Raw genomic sequence first — 20,793 nt, 5'->3', positions numbered from 1 at the left:
AACCGCCGGGGGGATTGATTCCTTATCGGCGGGGCAACTTATGGGGCTATGCAGACACCACGGGCCGCCTTGTGCTTCCGCTGGTGTGGCAGGCACAGGGTGTGCAGCAAACGGTGCTATTTCGCGACGGGTTTGCGGTCGTAGCTCCTCCGGTGCCGACCAGCGCTGTCCGGTGGTTGCCAGGTCGTGGTCCTATCGGACATCCGGGCAATGAGTACCGCCTCCATATCATCAACACCCGGGGCGAACTGCTGCGCGTGCGCAGCAGCGAAGCTGCTGTGCGGCAACCCGACGGCAGCCTGCTTGTCCAGCCTCGTTGGCAGGCCCATGGGCGTTGGGAACTGCGGGCCATCTACCAGTTGCCTGAGGAAGCTACCGGCGTGAGCGCCCACGTCTACCAGCGGGTACACCCCGGTAATGACTGGCCCGCCAACTTGCCGGAGGGAGCAGCCGATGTTCGCCTGCTGGGGGCCCGGCGCGTTAGCTGGAGTACGACGAATCTCCTGCGGGCGAAGCCGGGGGAAACGCGTGGGACATCCGGTCGGTATTTACTTGCCGACATGAGCGGGCGTCGCCTGACCGAAGCCCGATATGCCAGCGTGCAACCCTTCAGCGAAAACCGCGCGGCGTTCGGGCAGCGAGTCTCTCCGTCCGGCGGGCCCCGGGGAAGTATGCGTTACGGGTTCCTCGATACGACTGGTCGGGAAGTGGTGGCCGCACGCTTCGACCGTGTCTCGGCGTTCCGGCGCGGCCGCGCCGTGGTCTATACCAACGGGCAAGCTGGGGTCATCGACAAACAGGGGGCGTACGTGCTAGCGCCGGGAATAGCTGCCCTGAGCGACCCGGATGAGTCGGGGTTCATCCGCCAAGCAGTGTCTGCTACCGGGCAGCCGACGGGCACGCGCTACTTGCCGCCCCCAGGTCGTCAAGGGTTTTTCGCCTTGACCTTTGACGAGGCGGGTCCGTTCCGGCACAGACGGGCCTGGGTACGGCAAGGAGCACGGGTGGGTCTCATCAACGAAGCCGGCCAGTTCGTGACCCCCGTGCCCTACGAGCGGCTGGTGACAGCACTGCGGATACGTAGCCTGCCGAAGGAAGGGGAAGAACTCGACCGCTACGCCGACAGGGCATGGAACGACGCCTCAGTTGACGCTGAGGAGCCAGGGGCGCCCCGGCCACGACCAGACCCGGTAGCCGTTCTGCTGCGCCCCGACACAGCCTACCTCATAGCTCGGCGGCAAGGCCGGTACGGGCTGGTGGAGCGGCGCTCGGGCCGGGAGGTGGTACCAGCCATTTACGACAGCGTGGTAGCGAATGCCCGGCGCGGCGTGTTATGCCTGCGCCGGGGAAGACAGGATTACATCGTGATTGCGGCGACCGGAGCTGCTATGCAGGGCCGTTACGATGGGATCGATTTTCGAACACCCCGCGAACGCCTGCTGTATGTCGTGCGCGAATCCCCCGCGGCGTGGGCCTTGCTGGATACACTTGGTCGGCTGAAAACGCCGTGGATACTGGGCAAGGGCTATCCGACAGTTGGAGGCTGGCTGCTTACTAGCGACGCCAGCGGGTGGAACCTGCGCGATTCGACCGGCCGCGTAGGTTTCGCCTCGCCAAAGCGCATTGAGCAGCCAGAAGCCGATGCGTACTGGGCCACCGTGCAGGCCTCGCTAAACGAAGGCGCACAGGACGCCGAATACGCACCCTATTGGCAGTTGCCTCTCGTTCCGTTTTCCGCGCAAGCTGCTGGTGGGTTCTACCTGCGCGAGCCGGGCCGGGTGCGGGTACTCGACCCCCGCTTGCATGAACAGACAACCATCTTCTTGCCGGTGGATATGTCAGTCCGTACGGAGATCCTGCGCAGTGGGTGGGTATACCAAGTGCCGGTCACTTACCAGGCTGTTTTCGAGGGGGGATGGTTTGCGCCAACCACGCTTGTCCTGTACACAGATGCAGGCCAACCAGTAAAACTACCTGGTCAGGGGGCATGGGCGTACATTCCACGCTTCGACTATAGCAGGGCTTGGCGGACACACGGCGTGTTGCCTACCACGCAAGGATACCTCACGCGCGGCGGCCGCCAGTTGTGGGATGAGCGCTAACTCCGCACAACAGGCAGAGCGTGAGAGTAGAGGTCGGCTTAAGGCGTGGGCGAAGTCGCCTAGCTATGCATTCAGCAAGTGTTCGTTTCGGCAACGCCGCTATGCTTCGCGGTTTTCTTGAATGGCTTGAACACTCCTCTTACTTCCCCTCCTTATAGCTACCCGTTCTTTTCGAGTCGGCTCAGAGCAGAAGTGTAGGCTTTTCGCACCTCAACCTTTTGTTGCCCTGTAGCTCCGCCCACGTATCTTAGTCCGTATGACAAAGCAGGATACTACTCCAGAGCCCAACGTTGTAACTGGAGGATGCATGTTCTTCTTCGGTCTGTTCCTGCTAGTAGTGGGTTACTTGGTATTTTCTTCTGATTCTCCTGTTTCTCCTAATGCACCGCCAGAACACGGCTTTGTCGTCAATGGGGCTGAAAGAACCTACCTATACGTAGCCATAGAGGAGCACAACGGGGTAGATCGCCCATACAGTACTGCAGAGATATATTACACTCGCTTGGGTGGTTGGGGCAGAAGCACGAAGCGGGTCAATTTAGGCTCAGTAGATATAGCTTCACCAGAAGACGTTACCTATGAGCGGGTATCTAAACCCGGAAAATATCCCATTCAGATTCATGTAGGCTGCGAAGGTTGTTCAGGCAAGACGGTCACTATACCCAGGGAGTTTCCTGAAATTGAGGAGTAAATAGCATGATAATCACCAACCTGCTGCGCTTGGGGATGATCGTACTTGGCTTGTTAGCCAGTATATCCATTAGCTCTGCGCAACAGGCGCGCAAACCCGCTCCCACAGCCGCCGAGTTGAAGAAAAACATAGCCCAGATTAACAGCCAAGGAGAGGAAGGGGACGGGGATGTCTTGATTGAGCAGACAGCCAAAAGGTTAGCCACATATCTTAAAAGCCATGAGCTTTCAGCGGCTGAAGCTAACAAGCTAGGGCTTGAGCTCTCTGTAGACTCCAAGGACGCTACCCAGTTCAGGATATACACCTTTGATTACCATTCCGGCGGCACCCGAGGTCAGGTCAATAGACCGGTGATGCAATGGAAAAACCAAGCCGGTAAGCTGTTTGCATATGCGCCGGCGATAGAATGCGGCTTTTATGAAATTCACAAACTAAACAGCCTTGGCCGAACGATGTACCTCTTGCTTGGTCAAGAGCAAGGAAGTAGCCGCGATATGCACTATATAGCCCATGTCGTGGCCGTGAATGGCGATTATTTACTACTCGACACTCCTGCCTTTGATCAACGTGCGAGTCTGACCCTGTGCAATGTCACACTGGAGTTTGATGCCCGCCAGCAGGTGCTACGCCTGGATGTAACGGACTTTGATTTTGATTACTTCCAACCAGAAGACGAACCCTACCAGCTGTTGAAGCAATGGGGATTTATCAATCTAACGGAGACTAGAACGCTAGCCCTCAAGTTCAATGGCCAGCGCTTTGTAAAGCCATAGCTGACTTGCTTCTGCTTGCCTTCCCGACAGCGGCTGTGTCCTGATTCTTGAGGCAAAAGTGCAGGCCTCTGTCCCTTAATTCTATTAACCACCGCCCACATACCCCTAGCAGCCACCTACTCCACACCTTATGGGAATTGATATCTACTTGGTAACGGATAATGACGAACTATCTGAACGCCTTTCTGAGGCGTATGACTGGCACCGGTGGGCACTTAGCCGAACGTTTTGTAACCTCGTGTCTGCGGGTAGTATGTTCAACCCAAAGCTGGAAATCGACCAGTTGGGTGAACTGACCGGTATTGATATTCAACCGCTCCATGAAATGATTACCTACTCGGGGCAGTTGTGGCCTGAGTGGGAGCTGGAAGAAGTTGACGAGGAAACCGAGCGACAAGATATGCTGCGGCAAACGGAAAAAGCCAAGACTCGCTTATCAGGCAACGTTGATCGGGTTCTGGCCACGGTGGAAGGCTTATTAGGGGCCCTTGCTATCGTAGACAATTTACCAGCTCACTTAGATGATGAGCAGGGTAGACTAGACAACACTGTGTACTTCGCCGATTTCCTCAAGCCAGCCGGGGAAGGTGAGCTGGATCATCTAGATAACAACTTCGGGCAAGACCTGCGGGCCTTTCGTTACTTTCTGCTCCTGGTTAAGCAACACGGCGGTACGACTGTTTACTTTGAGTGGATGTGAGTCGCAAGGCTAGTTGCCGCCTCACCTTCCCATGCCTCCGCCAGCAGCTCTGCCAACCCTTCATCCGGCAACTCTTCCACCGGGGCGAAACTGGTTTCTCCGTAGCTGTAGGAGGTGTCAAACTCAGCTAGCTGTACGCCCCACTGTTTGAAGCGGGGAGAGTACCGATGCCCCGCGAAGAGCTGGATGTATTACCTTGTGAGCATAGCGAAACAGTACAAAGAGCCCCAGCTTCAGCAGCTTGTTCTTGCCAAAAGTATAATCACATACGACTACTTGCAAAATTGATGGCATTATGAGTATAAATAAACAATGGTTTTTAGTAGCACTTCTGATATCTACAATTTTTCTCTTTGAATTAGAGATTATTATTTTTCATGTATTTTTTTATAAGATACTGGAAATCTATTTCTCGGAAAATACGCAAATGGCAAGCGGTGTATTATATTCATTCATTGTTAATATTATCGTATTTAAAGATGTTACTAGGCCCTTATTTCGAACTAGGGAAAAACACGCATGGCTTAAGATATTGATAGTTATTCTTCATGTACTATCAATCGCAATACTTCTTTTCTGTGTTTTTGCTTTATTGGCATTTTAGCTCCCTTGGCATTCAGCGCATCAACAGATTATTAATATACTCCTAACCTGAGCTCTGCAACAGCCACCACCGTTTTCGTGAACTAGAATTCTATAATCTCCTAGCACGTGGGTATGAAGGTCGTTTCCCGACTTCTGCGCCTGTAAAACGAACCTACCAGTAACCGTAGCGGTACTGCGCCGTGCCAGTCAGTTGGCCTTGTTTGTCATAACTGACGAGCCGGTCGAGCAGGCCGTTGGGCAAGTAGGTGTACTTGGTCAGCCGCACCAGCTCGTTGTAAAGGTAGTGCTGGCTTTCCAGCACCTGGCCCTGCTCATTGCGCCTAAAGGTGCTGCGCCGGCCATACCCGTCACTGACCAGTACTCCGCCGCTTGCAGCGTAGCTCTGGGTAAAAAGGGGCAATCGGTGCCCCTTGGCGTGGCGGGCCAGGTCGTCCTGCCACGCGGTAACTTGGTCTGCTTGCAAGGGGCCTGCCTGGGGATGTGCCGCTATATAGTCGATGAACTCCTTGCGGAAGTCAAGCTGCCCTATTTCCAATACCTGCTTCTTGTTAAGCCGCATGTAGTCGTATTGCGCCTCGCGTAACCCAGAGTCATTAAAGGTAAGCTTATCGTTTCTCCACAGGGTTTCGCCTGCCCCCTCGTAATAACTGCGGTCAATAGTTTTCACCTTGCCAGTCCGGTAGCTGCGGGTGACGACATAGGTGGTATCCCGCTGCTTCCAGGTCTGTGAGCGCTCATAGGGCTCCCAGTCGCCCGTTCGCTCGCTCCACAGGGCGGCAATGCCGGTGCCAGGTAAGGGCGGGTAGTGGGTGCAGGAGGCCGGGAGCCACACGCGGCCGAGCAAGGTGGTGTCTGCGGGGACACTGAGGCGACGGAAAACCGTGGCCATCCGAAGCTCGTCGGCAGCAGTGTACTCCAGATCCATGCGCTGGGTCAGGTGGCCATTCTCAGCCCAGTATCGGCGCACCGTGCGGCCCTGCGCATCGCATTCCTGGTAGGTAGCCAGCGTAAAGGGGGGCACTACATCCCGGTGGCGCTCATCCGTCCGCTGTTGCAGCACCCGCACGGTGCGAACCTTGTGCCGCCGGTATTCCTCCACCACCGGCCGGGTATACAGCTGGTCGCTGGTCACGTCGTAGGAAGTCGGCACAAAATCTTGCGCCTGTGCCTGTAGGCCGCCTGCCAGTATAGCAGCGACGCACAGTGCCCACCCGAAGCCAGGCATCAGGGCCGTGCAAGTGGACTGTTTTTGCGGGTGCGACATCATCACTCGGCTATAGAACACACGGATTGCCAAAGACTAAAGATCGGACAAAGTGCTAAATTACCAGCAACCTGCGTTGCCTGCTTATCTTAAAGGAGCATCTGCCTAGTAGTAGCAACACGATACAAGGGTAATTTTGAACATGATCCATTCCCTTCTGCGCAGCGTGCTGCTGACGGCCTGTCTTATGGGTGGTAGCCCACTACTCTTGCGTGCGCAAGAAAGCAAGAAAGTATACACCTACGTAGAGCAGATGCCCTACCTGCCGGGGGGCGTTAGTCCCGGGGCCCTTCAGGCGGCTATTCTCAAGGCCTTTCGCTACCCAGCCGATGCCAAGGTGGAGGGCCGGGCGGTAGTGCAGTTTACTGTAAACGAAACCGGACAGGTGCAGGACGCAACCGTCGTGAAGGGCCTGTCGCCCAGTATCGACGCGGCCATCCTCGCCGCTGTGGGCCAGCTGCCGCGCTTCGAGCCGGGTAAGCAAAATGGGCAGCGGGTCGCCGTGAGCTTCACCATTCCTCTGCAGCTTGCGCTTCCCAGCCCGGCGGGCAGTTCGGCGGGGGAATCCAACACCCGCTCCAACATAGTCCAGGAAGTGGTGGCAGGTAGAGCGGACAAGGTGCCAGAGCAAGGCGAGGAAAAGGTGTATACCTACGTGGAGCAGATGCCGCAATGGCCCGGTGGCGGCGGCAATGCGGCCATTTCGGCCGCCATTTTAAAAAACGTAGCCCTACCCGCTGATACGCCTGAAGGCCGGGTCTTCATCAGTTTTATAGTCAAGCCCACCGGCGAGGTGAGCAATGCCAAAATCACCAAGGGGTTGAGCCCGGCCATCGATGCGGCCGTGCTGGCCGCTGTGGGCAAACTCCCCCGCTTCGAGCCGGGCAAGCAGAATGGCCGGACCGTGTCGGTGAACTATCCTATGTTGGTGAACATCTACCGGCCCGACCATGTATTCGAGACGCGCGAGGTAGCTACGCGGGCGCGTTTCGCGCCGCCCGGCTTGTTTTCCTACCTGCAGCGCCACCTGAAAGTACCGGCGGTCGTAAGCACAGAAAAACTCCGGGGGTGGGTGGGTGTTGACTTTGTGGTGCAGGCATCGGGGAAAATCGTCTCGCCGACCCTGACCAGCCATGTGTGCGAGAGCTGCGATGCTGAAGTGCTGCGGCTGGTTCAAAGCTTCCCGGCCTGGGTTCCGGCCCGCGACCACGCTGGCAGTGCCGTAGCCGTACGCCAGCACGTGGACGTGCCCCTACCATTGCCGGACCCAAGCGTTCCCTTTGCCAAGCCAGAAAACGTAGGCCGCTATGCCCAAAAGATGCCGTCCTTGCTTGATGGCACTCCTGTGCAGGAGCTGGGCCAACTGCTGAGCAAAACGCTTATTTACCCGGAAACCGCCCGCAAGGAGAATATTGTGGGCACAGCCAACGTATCCTTTATCGTTGATGCCAACGGCATCGTCCGCGAACCCCGCCTGACGCAGTCGGTCTGCCGCAGCTGTGACCAAGCTATTCTCGACGCCCTAAAAGCGCTTGGGCCACTGGTGCCGGGCCGTCAAGGTGAGCAGCCCGTGCCGGTAGAGGTGAGCGTAAGTATACCTTTTAGTCCTACAACGCCCGCTGCCAGCGGTAAATAATTCTTGTTTCTGACCCAGGGAGTGAGCCCGTTAGCTCGCTAACGGCGTATGAAGAGTTGGTCCAGCTTTCACTAGAAGATATCCTGAATAATTTCCAGGGTATTTTCCAGTGAAACGCGGCTGTCCGTTGGTGAACAAATAAAAAAGGGGTGGCAAAGGGGGTGTGTTTTTCTTACCCCTTTTGCCACCCCTTTTTCCACCCCTAGCCTGGGCAAGTTCAGAAGGCTATCCCCGCCGCCTAGCATCTGCCGCTAGGCCGTATGGCTCCCGAATACCCTGGAAATTCTCCAGCCTATTCTCTAGGGTATTCTCCAGCTTATTCGGGAGCAATGCGGCAGGGGAAAGCCGCGGTAGTTAGTAGCTTAGTTTCGTGCTTACCGTGACGTACCGTGACATATCGTGACATTTTCCCCGGAAGCATATCCTGCCGCTTTTTTGGATCGGATGGGCTGCGAACAAGGAAGAAGCACATTCCACTGGGCGCAGACAGCCCCCTCAAGGAATGCATATAACGTTGGAAATCGCCTTTTCCTGTACCAAACTGTACCATGTACCACTTTTGGTACGGTACAGTTTGGTACAGCAGCTTGATGGCCATTGAGCTGGCACAGCGCTACAGGCGCTTAGCGGGACGTAAAAAAGCAGACGGCACCGTGACATACCGTTACATTTTGCTCAGAAGCGTACGCTACTGCTTTTGCCGGTAGGATAGTGGTTGGTAAACGTAAGCACTTGCTACTGGACGCAGCCCATCATTCTTGATAGGAGCGTAGCGCCAAGAAGTGACTTTCCCTGTACCAACGTGTACCATGTACCATTTTTGGTACGGTACACTTTTGGTACAGCCGTTAGTTCACCACCTTCATCGGCGGAGGCATATCGTACACGCGGGCAAACTCCCGTTCCACCGCTTGCTCCGTAATGTTGACGTAGCGCTTAAAAGAACGCCAATCCCGGTGCCCAGTGATGCGCATAATCAGCTCCGGCCGCAAGCCTCTTTCCAGGCTTAGCGTAACGAACGTGCGCCGGCCGGTGTGGCAGCCCAGCTTCTGCCACTTGGGTACGGTCTGGCTTTCACGCCGCCCACCCCGGAAGCGGATAACTTCCATGGGTTCTGTGATGCCCGCCCGCTCTCCTAGCTCCTTTAAATAATCGTTTAGTTTTTGGTTGGAGACCGAACGTATCTGGCCGTCAATCATGCGCCGCACAATAGGTAGGGCCCTAGCCTGCAACGGGATGGAGACTACCTCGCGTGTTTTCTGCGTAGTCAGGCGCAGGGTAGAGCCGCGCAGGTGTTCTGGGCGAATGCTCACCAGATCAGAGTACCGTAGGCCTGTGTAACAGCTGAGCAGAAACAGGTTGCGGGCGTTATCAAGATAGCCCTCCTCGGGCAACGCCAGGCTTTCCAGCGCCTCTACTTCCTCGGCTGTCAGCGTCATGATATCGGGCTCGCGACGTTTCCAACTCAGGCGTTCGTAGCCGGCTGTGTGGTGGTAGTCCCGCTCGGCGGCCCACCGCATGAAGCGCTTAAGGGTACTGACCTGTTTGGCAATCGTGTTATCTGTCAGGCGAACTTCCCGAAGCAGGTAACTGGTATAGGCATCCCCGAAGCTGGGCGTAATCAGCTCAAAATCTACAGCCCGCCCAGCCCACGTAGCAAAGTTGCGCAGGTGTCGGAAGGTGGTCGTGTAGAGGTAAGCGGAGGTGGTCTTGCCGCGCTGGTGGGCCAGCGTTATCCACTCTTGAGCAACGTCCCAGAAGGTGCGCGAAGCCGCTGGAAGGGGAGAGGGTGGCGTGGCCGGCGCCTCAAAGGCGGCAGCCTCTTTAAGCAAGGCGGAGGTAGGGAGCGTACCCTGGGCTAAGCACTGAATATAACAAGTGCGTAGGCGCTCGGCAATGCCGTCGAGCGCGTCGTTGGTTAGGCCATTGAGAGGATAGCCGCGCTCCTGGGCCCGCTGCTCTTTCGTTACCCACTGTGCAGGTAGTAACGAGAGGCCGGTATAGACCTTGAGACGGGTACGCCGGTCAATGGTTAGTAGAGCATAGATAGCCGTTGGGCGCTCTGCCTTCGGCTCTTTCAAGTGAAAAGATACAGTTGCCATGAAAAGGGTAAGTAGTTGCCATTTCAAAGCTACTGAAAAACGAATCCCGGGGTACGCGTAGGGGTACACACTTGCCGATTTATTACGACTTATTCTGACAGCATCCGATAAGCTAAGCAGTGAAAGGGGGTTTGCAGGCTGTATAGAGGCTTTTTTTAGTCGTCATAAATCGGATAGAGTCGGAGGGTGTAAGTCCCTGCAGCTCCACCCTAAACCTCGTTTGCTTCTGGCAGACGAGGTTTTTTTGTTTTATGAGGTTGCCAGTCCACTAACAGCTTTACTATCCCGCCGCACCCCACATGGTTTCCTGAAAAAGACGCTGGGTAAATCAACGGGGGCAAAGTACCTTAGCCCTCATCTTTCCCTGAAGCAGGCATGGAGCCCCCGATGAGGCGGTGTATAAACCTCTCTTCAAATTTCATCTGCCAGATTGGTTTATTCTTACCGTTAATTGCTGATGAAAAGTATTGATATATTGATGGATAAGTTATTTGCGGCTTGCCAGGAAAGTAGCCTGATGGGGGCCCACTATTGGAAAGCGTGTTGGCTTGTTATCGTGCTACTGTTTTCCATGCACTCCGCTCAGGCTACGCACATCGTAGGTGGGGAGCTAGACTTACGCCATAGCGTTTTTAACTATTATGAGCTCACACTCAACCTTTACTTTGACGACATCAACGGCAGCCCCGATGCATATGATTATGGGCTGACAGCGGCAATCTATGCCAAACGGACCAATAAGATTGTCCAAAGTGTCGCTTTGCCTCGTACCCAAGACACCTTTGTCGCCTACACCAATCCAGCCTGCGAAGCCTCCTCGCTGCGTACCCGCCACCTTGTCTATAATGCCCAAGTAGAGCTAACGGAAACATACTACGCAGACCCGGCGGGGTATTACGTGGTAGTGGAGCGCTGCTGCCGCAACGGGACCATCAACAACATTGAGGAACCCGGCAACGCTGGCCAGACTTTTTACCTGGAGTTTCCGGCTATTGTGCGCGACGGGGAGCCGTTCTATAACTCCTCGCCCCGCGTGTTTCCGCCCCTGAGCGACTACGCCTGCAAAGGGGAGTTGTTCTACTATGACTTTGCTGGCACCGACCCCGATGGCGACTCCCTGGTTTACGAAATGGCTACTCCTCTCAATGGCCATGCTACCTATGATGACCCGATTCCGCAACTGCCCGGCCCGGCGCCGTACTCCCTCATTCGCTGGCTACCTGGCTTCAGCACCGCCCAGCAAATTCCCGGCAACCCAGCCCTGAACATCGACCGGCAGACGGGCCGCCTGCAGGTACGACCTTCCCAGCTCGGCCTGTTCGTTTTTAGCATTCGCTGCTCGGAGTACCGCGACGGGGTAAAAATCGGGGAAGTGCGCCGCGACTTTCAGCTCAAAGTCATCAGCTGCCCTGATAACCAGAAACCAAACCTAACAGCGCGCCTGCCCGGCCAAACCCGCGCCTACCAACCCGGCCGCGACACCCTACGTTTGGCGTTGGGCCAAGACCGCTGCGTGCCCCTACGCTTCACCGACCCCGACGCGGCCTCCCGCCTCACCCTTTCATTGCACCCGGTCAACTTTACCGGGGGCCTCCCGACCCTAAGCTTAAAGCAAGGCACCGTGCGCACGTCCGGTCAGCCCGACACCTTAACCTCGCAGTTATGCTTTGCTGAGTGCATTGACACGCAGGGGAAAGTGTACCTGCTGGATGTGGTGGTGGCCGACAATGGCTGCAGCCTGCCCAAGCGCGATACGGTGCGGATTGCCTTCATTGGCACGGGCCCGCCTAACGCTCCGCCGACACTCATGACTACGGCCAAACAACCCCTGAAGGTGCGCGCCGGCACCTGGGTCACCTTCGACCTGCTAGCCACTGACCCCGACGGGGATGCTGTGACGCTCACCATGCGGGGCAAGGACTTTGATGCTGACTGGCGCAAGGCCGAGCTAACTCAGACGCCGGGGAAGGGGCAAGTGAAGGGCACTTTCCGCTGGCAGGTGCCGTGCCCGGAACGCTACTACAAAAAATACGCGTTTATCTTCGAGGCAACGACCAGTTATTGCGACCGGCCGGAAACAGCCCGCGTCGAGTTGGTTATCGACATTGATGAGAGCAACGTGCCGCCAAAGGTGATGACCACGGCGCCCACCACCCGCCTAATAATAGTGCACCCGGGGCAGCTACTTTCGTTCCAAGTGGTGGGCACGGATGCCGACCAGGACACGGTTGATCTGGGAGTAAGCGTCAGAGGGTACCCCGCCAGCTCCTTGGGAGCTGAATTGCTCTGGGAGCGGCGGCCGGGCCGTAGTGAAGGCACTTTCAACTGGCTGGTGCCCTGTATTGAGCAGGATAGTATCCTGTATAACTTCGTGCCTTATGCTAGCTCGCTCTTCTGCAACTATGCTCCCTATGACACGGTTAGCGTACCGGTGCTGGTCATCCGGGACAATGCGCCCCCAGTGCTGACGTCTACGGCGGGCCCGGAGCCGCTGCGGGTTCGCCCTGGCCAGCTGCTTTCCTTCGATCTGCTGGCCGTTGACCCCGATAGCAACGCCGTCACGCTCACCTGGTCCGGCCAGGGCTTTTCGCCTGATGATGTAGGCGCGCAACTCACGCAGCAGACCCATGGCGCGCAGCAGCAGGGCCACTTCACGTGGCAGGTGCCCTGCCCGGTGGCCGGCAAGTCCCGCTACGAATTCGAATTCACGGCCACCGACGTGCCATGCGGAGAGGTGAAAACGGCGGGCCTGCGCGTGCCCGTGCAGATTGAGGATACCAATAGCCCGCCCACCCTTTCTTCCTCCTTGTTTGCGGCGGCGCCTGCCCCGTTGCTACTCCGGCAACTGCCCGGCACCACGCTGGAAGCTACCCTCACGGGGCTGGACCTAGACCTGGATCCACTTACGCTCACCGCCCGCGGAGTAGGTTTCGACCTGGCCACAGCTGGTATGCACTTCACGGCCCAGAATGGCGCCGGGCAAGCTGCGGGCACTTTCCGCTGGGACGCGCGCTGTGCCGAGGCTTTTCCGGAGGGGTACGAGGTGGTCTTCGAGGTGCAGGAAGCCGGGTGCCAGCCGCAGCCGCGGCAGCAAACGGTACGCTTCGTGGTAGCGGACTCCGCGCCGCAGGCGTTTGTGCCGCCCAATATCTTCACGCCCAACCACGATGGGCAGAATGAGGTGTTCACGCTGCCCATGCTACCGGCCGATATCTGCGCCCAGCGCTTTGCCTCCATCAAGGTGTTCAACCGCTGGGGCAAGCAGGTGTACGCCTCCACTGACCGGGGTTTTGCCTGGAACGGCGGGGGCTTGCCCGGCGGGGTCTATTTCTATCTGATTGACTTCGTCAACCGGCCCCAGTTCAAAGGCTATGTAACCATTGCGTATTAAAGCAGTCAATAAGGAATTGACAGGCTTCCGCAGACAAATCAACTCGCAGCCATTGGGAAGCTTGAGGTGCCGGCGCAGAACATCTGGCCCTGACTACCCCCGCGCTGGCTTCCCCTCGATAGCCAGCTCCGGTACTACCTGGCCTTCGCCGGCAGAGGGAATCAGCAGACGGAACAGGGTACCGGCCTGATTGAGGTAATGCGTCTGGCCGCCCAGCTGCTCACTTAGGAGGAGAATGAGACGCTGGCCGAAAGAGGTAGTGGACTGGCCCGCAGTTTCGGGGGAAATGCCGGGGCCGTTGTCCTGCACTTCCAGGAGCAGCTTGCCGGTGTCGTGCTGCCGGCCTAGGTAGATGCGCAGGGCCGGCTGCGGAGTCAGCGGTAGAGCGTGCTTAAAGGCGTTGGTCAGCAGCTCGTTCAAGATCAAACCCAGCGGCACGGCCACATCTACCTCTAGTCGGGTCTGGTTGATGTTCACTGTCAGATCCAGGGAGTCGGGCGTGTAGCCGTAGGTGGTCATCAGGCTGTCGGTCAGGTCGGCCACGTAGCGCGGCATGTCTACGGTCGTCACGTCCTCGGTCTGGTAGAGGCGCTGATGCACCAGAGCCATGGCTTCTACCCGCTGCTGGCCTTCCTGCACGGCCTGCACGGCGCTTTCGTCGGTGAGACGCTTGGCCTGCAGCCGCAGCAGGCTGGAGACGATGGCCAGATTGTTCTTGACGCGGTGGTGCAGCTCCTGCATCAGCACCGTAAGTCGCCCGGCCTGCTCCGTGATGCGCTGGCTGTTCTCCAAAACGGTGCGGTTGGTGGCGTGGAGCTTGGCGTTGGTGCGCCGGATGATGCGGTACTGCCACACGGCCACCCCGCACAGCAGTGCCAGCGCCCCCGCTCCCAGGGCCAAGGCGCCCAGCTGCCGCTGCTGCCGTACATTATCTTCAGCCAGGCGCGCAATACGGGCTTCCTGCTTTTCGGCGGCGTAGGCAGCTTCCACGCCGGCTACGGCGCGGGCTACTTCGCCATTCATCAGGGAGTCGTTGCGGGTTTTGTACTCATCGAGCAGTTTCACTGCCTGCTCGTAGCGGGCAGCGGCGCGGTAAGCCAGGTATGCGGCCTGCAGAGAGTTTACCAGTCGGTGCGGGTCGCCGATGGCGCGGCCCAGGGCCAGGGCTGAGTCGCCCAGCTCCACGGCGCGGGTCAGGCGGCCCTGCTTGCGGTAGGCCCAGCTCAGGTTGCGGTAGGCATGCTCCTGCCCGTTGCGGTTGTGCTGGGCGCGGTACAGCGGAATGGCCCGCCGGAAGTACCCGATGGCTTCATCCAGACTCTCGCCACTGTCCATCAGAAACTGGCCGTAGTTGGCGTAACAGACCGGCAGGGTGGAAGGCTGAAACGGATGCTCCCGGGCCACGCGCATAGCCCGCAGGTAACAGGTTTTGGCCGAATCGAGCTGGCCCAGGTCGCGGTAGATGATGCCCTGCACCAGGTAGGCGCTGCTCAGCTCCCGGTAGTGCGGGCCCTGCGTGGCCACCGCCGCCGCCCGGAGTGCCAGGCGCAGGCCTTTGCGGGTGAGCTGCTGCACCTGCTGTCCGTCGGCCATGCGCTTGTAGTTCTGGGCCAGCAGCGTGTAGGCCGCCGCCTGTCCATCGAGGCGGTGCTGGGCCTCGAAGCGGGTGAGGGCCTGCTGGCCGTAGTAAAGGCTGGAGTCGAACTGACTTTGGTTGCGCAGCGCGCAGCCCAGCAGGTAGTAGCCCTGGACTTCCCCGTAGGCGTAACCCAAATGCCGCGACTGGCGGATGATGGCCCGGCCGTTGCGCGCCGCCGAGTCGACGCTCGTCAGCAGCTGCCGCTCGGTTTGCCGGCACAACTGCCGCAGCTGGCTGGTATCCGGAGACACGGGCTGCGCCAGTACGGCAGTTTCCGCACCCCAGCTAAGGCAGAACAACAAGAGGAACAGGCGCATGGAAAAGGCAGACAAAGGCAGACGCGGCCCCGGCCGATACGGCCGGAAGTCAACAAGGTAAAATACAATTGCCAGGATTGCGGGGCTGCCGCTGCCAGCGTCGTTGGGTGGGTGGTGAACAACCCGTTTTGGTACGTCAGGCGCCGCCTTACCGGAAATGGAAATGCTGCAGGAATGCGTCCTTGTACTGGCGGCCCAGTGGCACTGCCTGGCCCGCCACCGTGGCTTCCGTCTCGCTGAACGCCTCCACCCGCTGGATATTGACGGCGTAGGAGCGGTGGATGCGTACCAGATGGGCAAAGTGCAGCCGCTCCAGCACTGTGCCCAGCGACAGACGCAGGGCATACTTGCGGGTGGGCGTTACGAGGGTAGTATAGGTGTTGTCGGCGGCCAGCAGCAGAATATCGGCCAGGGGCACGCGCACAAACTGATAGTTATGCTTGATAAAAACGTGGTCGTCGAGCTGCAGAATGGACTCGCGCGAAAGGGTTTCGCGGTCGGGGAGCGGGGTGCTTTCCGCAGTAGGCGTGGGCGCCGCCTGGCGGGCAAACGTGTGGAAAGCTACCTCAATGGCGGCGCGCAGCCCGGCCGTGGTGGCGGGCTTGGTGAGGTAGGCCGCCGGCGTAGTGGTCAGGGCGCGGTCCAGGGTATCTTTATCGGCCATAGCGGTAAGGTAGATGACCGGCACGGGGCGCTCAGCCAGCAGGCGCCGGGCCGTTTCGATACCATCCCAGGGCCCCTGAATGTGAATGTCGCAGAGCAGAATGTCGATGCGGTGCTGGCCGAACAGCTCCAGGGCGCGAGGGCCATTGCGGGCCGGACCCACCACGGCGTAGCCCTCGGCCTCCAGCGTGTCGCACAGGTCCAGGGCCAGCACGGCTTCATCTTCCACGAGCAGAATCTGGATGCGGGTATCGGCGGACATGGCGGCGAGGAAAAGCAAAGAAGCTGGGGTGCACCTCTGCGGAGGCTAAGTTCACCTGCTGGGCCCACATCACCAAACCGCTAACCGCGCCGGGGCGGGCCTTTGCGCAAATTCCTACCTTCGCCTCCCCATCCACCCAACCCACCCATCTATGAATCTTCCCAAGGAAGCGGCCGAAATCAACGGCCACCAACTCCGGCCCGAGAGCCTGATGATGAGCTACGGCTACACCCCGGCCTGGAGCGAAGGCGCCATCAAGCCGCCCATTTTCCAGACGTCCACCTTCGTTTTCAAGAGCGCTGAGGAAGGCAAGGCCTTCTTTGAGCTGGCCTACGGACTGCGTCAGCAGGGCCCCGACGAGGAAATGGGCCTGATTTACTCCCGCCTCAACAACCCCAGCCTCGAAATTCTGGAGCACCGCCTCACCTTGTGGGACGGGGCTGAGGAAGCCGCCTCGTTTGCCTCGGGCATGGCCGCCATTAGCACCACGCTGCTGGCCCTGCTGCAGCCCGGCGACGTGGTGCTGCACTCCGAGCCCGTGTACGGCGGCACCGATTTCTTCCTGAAAAACGTGCTGCCCCGCTTTGGCATCACGGCCGTGGGCTTCGAGCCGACGATTACGGAAGAGGCGCTGTCGGCGAAAGTGGCTGAAATCACCCAGGGCCGCCTGGCCATGATTTACGTGGAAACGCCCGCCAACCCCACCAACCATCTGGTGGATTTGCAGGCCTGCGCCAACGTAGCCCGCCGCCACGGCGCTGCCGAAAAGCCCATTCGGGTAGTAGTCGATAACACCTTCCTGGGCCCCGTATTTCAGCACCCGCTCCACCACGGCGCCGATGTGGTGCTGTACTCGGCCACCAAGTTTCTGGGCGGCCACTCCGACCTGATTGCCGGCGCGGCCCTGGCCAGCAAGCCGCTGATGAAGGAAATAAAGGCTATGCGCACCTTTATGGGCACTATGTGTGACCCCAACACCGGCTGGATGCTTATGCGCAGCCTCGAAACCCTGAAGCTGCGCATGGAGCGCGCCGCCCAGAGCGCCCAGGTAGTGGCCGACTGGCTGCGCGAGCATCCGCAGGTGGAACGCACCTACTACCTCACCCACCTGGAACACGACCCGCGCCAGCAGGCCATTTTCGAGCAGCAGTGCCTGTCGCCGGGCTCCATGATTTCGTTTGACATCCGGGGCGGCGAGGCCGAGGCCTTCCAGTTTCTCAACCGCCTCAAGCTTATAAAGCTGGCCGTGAGTTTGGGCGGTACCGAAAGCCTGGCCGAGCACCCCGCCACCATGACGCACTCCGACATCATGCCCGAGGTGCAGCGCGAAATGGGCATCACCTCCCAGATGATTCGCCTCAGCATCGGCGTGGAAGACCCACAGGACCTCATGGCCGACCTGACCCAGGCCTTTGAGGCGGCTGCCGCGGCCGTGCCCCGGGAACACGACGCGTTTGCCATGTACATCTAGCACGTCCCTAAGTAGGGGCGGGGCTTGTCCCCGCCCGTCGTTGAACGTCGAGGTAAGGTAAGTCCTGCTCCTACCTTTCAATAATGCAAAAAGCCCCTCCCGAGTTATCAAGAGGGGCTTTTTGTTGACTGTTGATGACGCTTACGCTTACTTACTATGCGGGCTGATTTTCCAGCTCTCCGCCCAGACGCAGCAGCTGGGTACTCAGCTCCGAGAGGTTGGTGGCGTGCGTGAGTGGGGCCGTTTTGCTGAGGTCGTTGGTTTGGCTGCCCAGCATGCTCAGGCTGCGACCGATAGCAGCCCCATCAAGAGGCTTGGCCGTGAGTAAGGACTGCAGGTTGCCAATTTCGCGGGCCACATCCTGCAGCTCGGGCTGGCCGCTTTGCAGAAACTGCTGCTGCCAGGCTTCGGTGGCGTCCATTGCGCTGCTCAAAGGCACGTTGGTAAGGCCCGATTGCAGGGCCTGCAGGGTGGTGGCCAGGAGTTCGGCCGTGGTGGGAGAGGTTGCCATGAAAGAAAGTAAACGTTAAACAGAAACGGAGGCAGCGTGCACCAGCAAGCCTACGTCGTGCATGATGGCGCAGGCGCGGTGGGCACTGGCTTCCTTGTCCTTGATTTCGAGCATGATATCGGCATCGTGGCCGTGCAGGTGGGTGAGAAATTCCCGGAACAGCGCCTCATCCAGCGAAGCCGTGTGCTTGCCCTTCCGCTCGCCCACCGATTGCGCGCTGTAGTCCATCATGGGCACACCGTCGCGCTGCGGGTGCCAGGTGCTGAAGGCCAGCGCAAGGGCTTCCGCCATCGGCTCGCCGTGGTTGAGGCACTCGTGGTGCAGGTTGTCGAAGAGAATAGGTACGCCCACGGCCTCATGCAGGCGCAGGCAGCTGCGGAGACTGTACAGCCGGTCATCATTTTCAACTACCAGGCGGGCTTTCACGGCCTCGGGCAGGGTGTGGTAGGTGGCAATCCAGCGCGTGAGGGCCGATTCCATGTCGCCGTACAGGCCGCCGGCGTGAATCTGCAGCTTCATGGTGGAGTCGAGACCCATCAGATCCAGCACCGAGCCCTGGTACACCAACTCCTGCACACTGCGCTCCACAATGCCGGGGTCGGGCGAGTTCAGCACCACAAACTGGTCGGGGTGGAAGGAGACGCGCAGGTTGTTGGCCTTGATGTAGTCGCCCACGCTTTTCAGCTCCGCCGCGAAGTGCGTTTGCCAGGGAAAGGTATTGACGGGGTGGGAGCCGAAGGGCACGATGCCCGAGCCCATCCGAAAAAACAGCAGTCCGTGGCTTACATTATATTCCAGAATGCGCTGCAAACAGGCTAAGTTGTTGCTGACGGCCTGCACCAGCCGCTCCTCCGAGTAGGAAGCCAGCCGGAAAGTAGACGTCGAAGTGCACGGCAACGAGTCGTTGACGCAGGGATACCCGATTTTCATAGAAAGGCTATACGGGGAAATGGTGATTTAGTGAATGACCGCGTCACTCACTAAATCACTCATTCACTAAATCACCGTTTATTCCACCTCGTAGCCGGTGTTTTCCTTGAAGTTGCGGTTGTACTTCAGGCGGGCCCGGCGGCTTTTGGCGGCGTCCGCCGCGGCTTTTTCGGCGGCCCGGATTTCCTCCATCTTGCGCCGCTCCTTGCCCTCGCGCGAGAACTGGTCGTAGAGCAAACTCACCGGGCTCTGCAGGGTTGGCGTGGGCGGCTTCGGTGCGGCCGAATCGACGGGGAAAAGGGGCTTGGGTGCGGGCGGGCGCTTTACGGCGCTGGTGGGCGCGGTGCTGGGCCGCTTGATATTGCGCAGGGCCCGGTTGATGGTGGCATCGTTGGGGCGGCCGCTGCGCACCTGCACCTCGCGCAGCAGCACGCTGTCGCGCACCAGCTTGATCTGGACAATCAGCTGCGAAAGACCCGAGCCGCCCAGCGGCAGCCGCTGGGGCTTGAATCCCACTGCCCGAAACACGAGGGTATCGGTGCGGGCTACGGAGATGCTGAAGTCGCCTTCTTCGTTGGCCACCACGCCCTGGCGGGTGCGCTGCACCACCACCGAGGCGCCGGGAATAGGCTTGCGCGTAGCGGCTTCCTCCACCGACCCCGTTACCCGTACCTGTGCGGCGGCCTGCCGCCCGGCCAGCAGCAAAGGCAGCAGGCAGAGCAAAGCACGCAATACAACGGGTAGCAAACGAAACGACATCACCTACAAAGCTAATACATGGCCACCACGACCAGCTGACTAAAACCGGCCAGCGCCCGGGTTTCATCGACCAGGCCGCTGGCAAGGAGGCAAAAAAAGCCCCCGCCGTTGCACGGCAGGGGCTTTACGAAAGCAAGTATCCGGCCAGATGGGCCGGGCGCTGCTTACTTGATAACGGTTTTGTCGCCGTCTTCGGGCTTGTCCTTCACGGTGCCGTCGTCGGCGTCCATTTTGGTTTTATTGCCCTCAGCATCTTTGATTTTCACGTCGCCGTCGCTTTTTACTTTCACCTTCGAGCCATCGTCGTACTTGGTTTTCGAGTTAGCGTCCATGCTGGCATCCGACGAGGCGGAAGCATCAGCCGTCATGCTGGCGTCGTCCATGTAGTTGGTGTCGTAATAGCTCATGCGGTCAGTTTCATACTGCGTGTACATGGCCGGGTCTACGAATACCTGCTTCATTTCCATGTCCGACTCGCTGTACACGTTGCGCATGTCAGCGGCCATACCGGTGGTATCGGTGGCGTACTTATTGGCCAACTCGCTCATGCGCATGCCGCGGTTCACGTACACGGTGCGCACTTTGGTGCGCATGGCGTCATCCAGCTTCATTTTGGCAGCCATATCGGCCGCAATGCGGTCGGCCCGGCTTTCCACGGCCTCTTTGGTGTACATAGCCGGCGACATAGTCGTCGTAGTGGTCGTCGTGGTGGTCGTCATGCCGTCACCTGCTTCGGTGGTGGCAGTGTCGGTCGTTTTTTCCTGCGAACAGGCTCCCATCGTCAGCGCCACGGCGCACGAGAGGAAAAGAATGGTCTTTTTCATGAGAGAAGGAGAGTTTGGTGGGAGGGGAGAGAAGGGAAGATGGGTGCCTATACGGTGGGGTTTGCGGCACGGTTGCTCCGGCCCCTTAGCTCAACAGCAAAAACGCCACTGATCTGAAAATCAGTGGCGTTTTGATTGACGTGAAAACCTGC

The 20,793-nt window shown here is 58.8% G+C and carries 15 protein-coding genes; 7 read left to right on the top strand and 8 right to left on the bottom strand.

All coding sequences use genetic code 11. The features are described from left to right. Positions 1-14 precede the first annotated feature (14 nt). From I5L79_RS03290 to I5L79_RS03275, 4 genes are all read left to right on the top strand, one after another. Positions 15-2,102, top strand: a complete 2,088-nt coding sequence (locus I5L79_RS03290; RefSeq protein ID WP_196953580.1) for a WG repeat-containing protein — start codon at positions 15-17, stop codon at positions 2,100-2,102. Between the two features lie 256 nt (positions 2,103-2,358). Next, on the top strand, positions 2,359-2,793 hold the full coding sequence (locus tag I5L79_RS03285) for a hypothetical protein (RefSeq protein WP_196953579.1): 435 nt from the start codon (positions 2,359-2,361) through the stop codon (positions 2,791-2,793). Between the two features lie 5 nt (positions 2,794-2,798). Further along, a complete protein-coding gene (locus I5L79_RS03280) occupies positions 2,799-3,566 on the top strand; it encodes a hypothetical protein (protein ID WP_196953578.1) in 768 nt (255 codons plus the stop codon). A 130-nt stretch (positions 3,567-3,696) separates the two neighbouring features. Beyond that, entirely contained in the window at positions 3,697-4,266 is a 570-nt protein-coding gene (locus I5L79_RS03275) for a hypothetical protein (protein ID WP_196953577.1), read from the top strand. A gap of 757 nt (positions 4,267-5,023) precedes the next feature. Here I5L79_RS03275 and I5L79_RS03270 read toward each other — a convergent pair. Further along, positions 5,024-6,022: a hypothetical protein gene (locus I5L79_RS03270; RefSeq protein ID WP_196953576.1), complete on the bottom strand. Its 999-nt coding sequence runs from the start codon at positions 6,020-6,022 to the stop codon at positions 5,024-5,026. Between the two features lie 256 nt (positions 6,023-6,278). Between I5L79_RS03270 and I5L79_RS03265 the strand changes: the two genes are divergently transcribed. Then, positions 6,279-7,772, top strand: coding sequence for a TonB family protein (locus I5L79_RS03265; RefSeq protein ID WP_196953575.1), 1,494 nt, complete (start codon positions 6,279-6,281; stop codon positions 7,770-7,772). A gap of 848 nt (positions 7,773-8,620) precedes the next feature. On the opposite strand, the gene I5L79_RS03260 is transcribed toward I5L79_RS03265, so the two are convergent. Beyond that, positions 8,621-9,874 (bottom strand): site-specific integrase, encoded by a 1,254-nt coding sequence (locus I5L79_RS03260; protein ID WP_196953574.1) that lies wholly within the window; start codon positions 9,872-9,874, stop codon positions 8,621-8,623. Between the two features lie 571 nt (positions 9,875-10,445). Here I5L79_RS03260 and I5L79_RS03255 point away from each other — a divergent pair. Continuing rightward, the gene (locus I5L79_RS03255) at positions 10,446-13,265 is read left to right on the top strand and encodes a gliding motility-associated C-terminal domain-containing protein (RefSeq protein WP_196953573.1); all 2,820 of its coding nucleotides are present in this window, start codon (positions 10,446-10,448) and stop codon (positions 13,263-13,265) included. A gap of 93 nt (positions 13,266-13,358) precedes the next feature. Here I5L79_RS03255 and I5L79_RS03250 read toward each other — a convergent pair whose 3' ends face one another. Both I5L79_RS03250 and I5L79_RS03245 read right to left on the bottom strand, forming a co-directional pair. Next, on the bottom strand, positions 13,359-15,221 hold the full coding sequence (locus I5L79_RS03250; RefSeq protein WP_196953572.1) for a histidine kinase dimerization/phosphoacceptor domain -containing protein: 1,863 nt from the start codon (positions 15,219-15,221) through the stop codon (positions 13,359-13,361). A gap of 148 nt (positions 15,222-15,369) precedes the next feature. Next, on the bottom strand, positions 15,370-16,146 hold the full coding sequence (locus I5L79_RS03245) for a response regulator (protein WP_196953571.1): 777 nt from the start codon (positions 16,144-16,146) through the stop codon (positions 15,370-15,372). A gap of 151 nt (positions 16,147-16,297) precedes the next feature. Between I5L79_RS03245 and I5L79_RS03240 the strand changes: the two genes are divergently transcribed. After that, on the top strand, positions 16,298-17,617 hold the full coding sequence (locus tag I5L79_RS03240) for a cystathionine gamma-synthase family protein (RefSeq protein WP_196953570.1): 1,320 nt from the start codon (positions 16,298-16,300) through the stop codon (positions 17,615-17,617). A gap of 154 nt (positions 17,618-17,771) precedes the next feature. On the opposite strand, the gene I5L79_RS03235 is transcribed toward I5L79_RS03240, so the two are convergent. The 4 genes from I5L79_RS03235 to I5L79_RS03220 form a co-directional block, all read right to left on the bottom strand. Then, positions 17,772-18,128: a hypothetical protein gene (locus tag I5L79_RS03235; RefSeq protein ID WP_196953569.1), complete on the bottom strand. Its 357-nt coding sequence runs from the start codon at positions 18,126-18,128 to the stop codon at positions 17,772-17,774. A 15-nt stretch (positions 18,129-18,143) separates the two neighbouring features. Continuing rightward, on the bottom strand, positions 18,144-19,058 hold the full coding sequence (uvsE, locus tag I5L79_RS03230) for a UV DNA damage repair endonuclease UvsE (protein ID WP_196953568.1): 915 nt from the start codon (positions 19,056-19,058) through the stop codon (positions 18,144-18,146). 78 nt (positions 19,059-19,136) lie between these two features. Next, on the bottom strand, positions 19,137-19,817 hold the full coding sequence (locus I5L79_RS03225; RefSeq protein ID WP_196953567.1) for a carboxypeptidase-like regulatory domain-containing protein: 681 nt from the start codon (positions 19,815-19,817) through the stop codon (positions 19,137-19,139). A gap of 164 nt (positions 19,818-19,981) precedes the next feature. After that, on the bottom strand, positions 19,982-20,641 hold the full coding sequence (locus tag I5L79_RS03220) for a hypothetical protein (RefSeq protein WP_196953566.1): 660 nt from the start codon (positions 20,639-20,641) through the stop codon (positions 19,982-19,984). Positions 20,642-20,793 lie beyond the last annotated feature (152 nt).

The organism is Hymenobacter guriensis (assembly GCF_015773195.1).
Taxonomy (GTDB): Bacteria; Bacteroidota; Bacteroidia; order Cytophagales; family Hymenobacteraceae; genus Hymenobacter; species Hymenobacter guriensis.
This window is presented reverse-complemented; position numbering and strand designations above follow the sequence as displayed.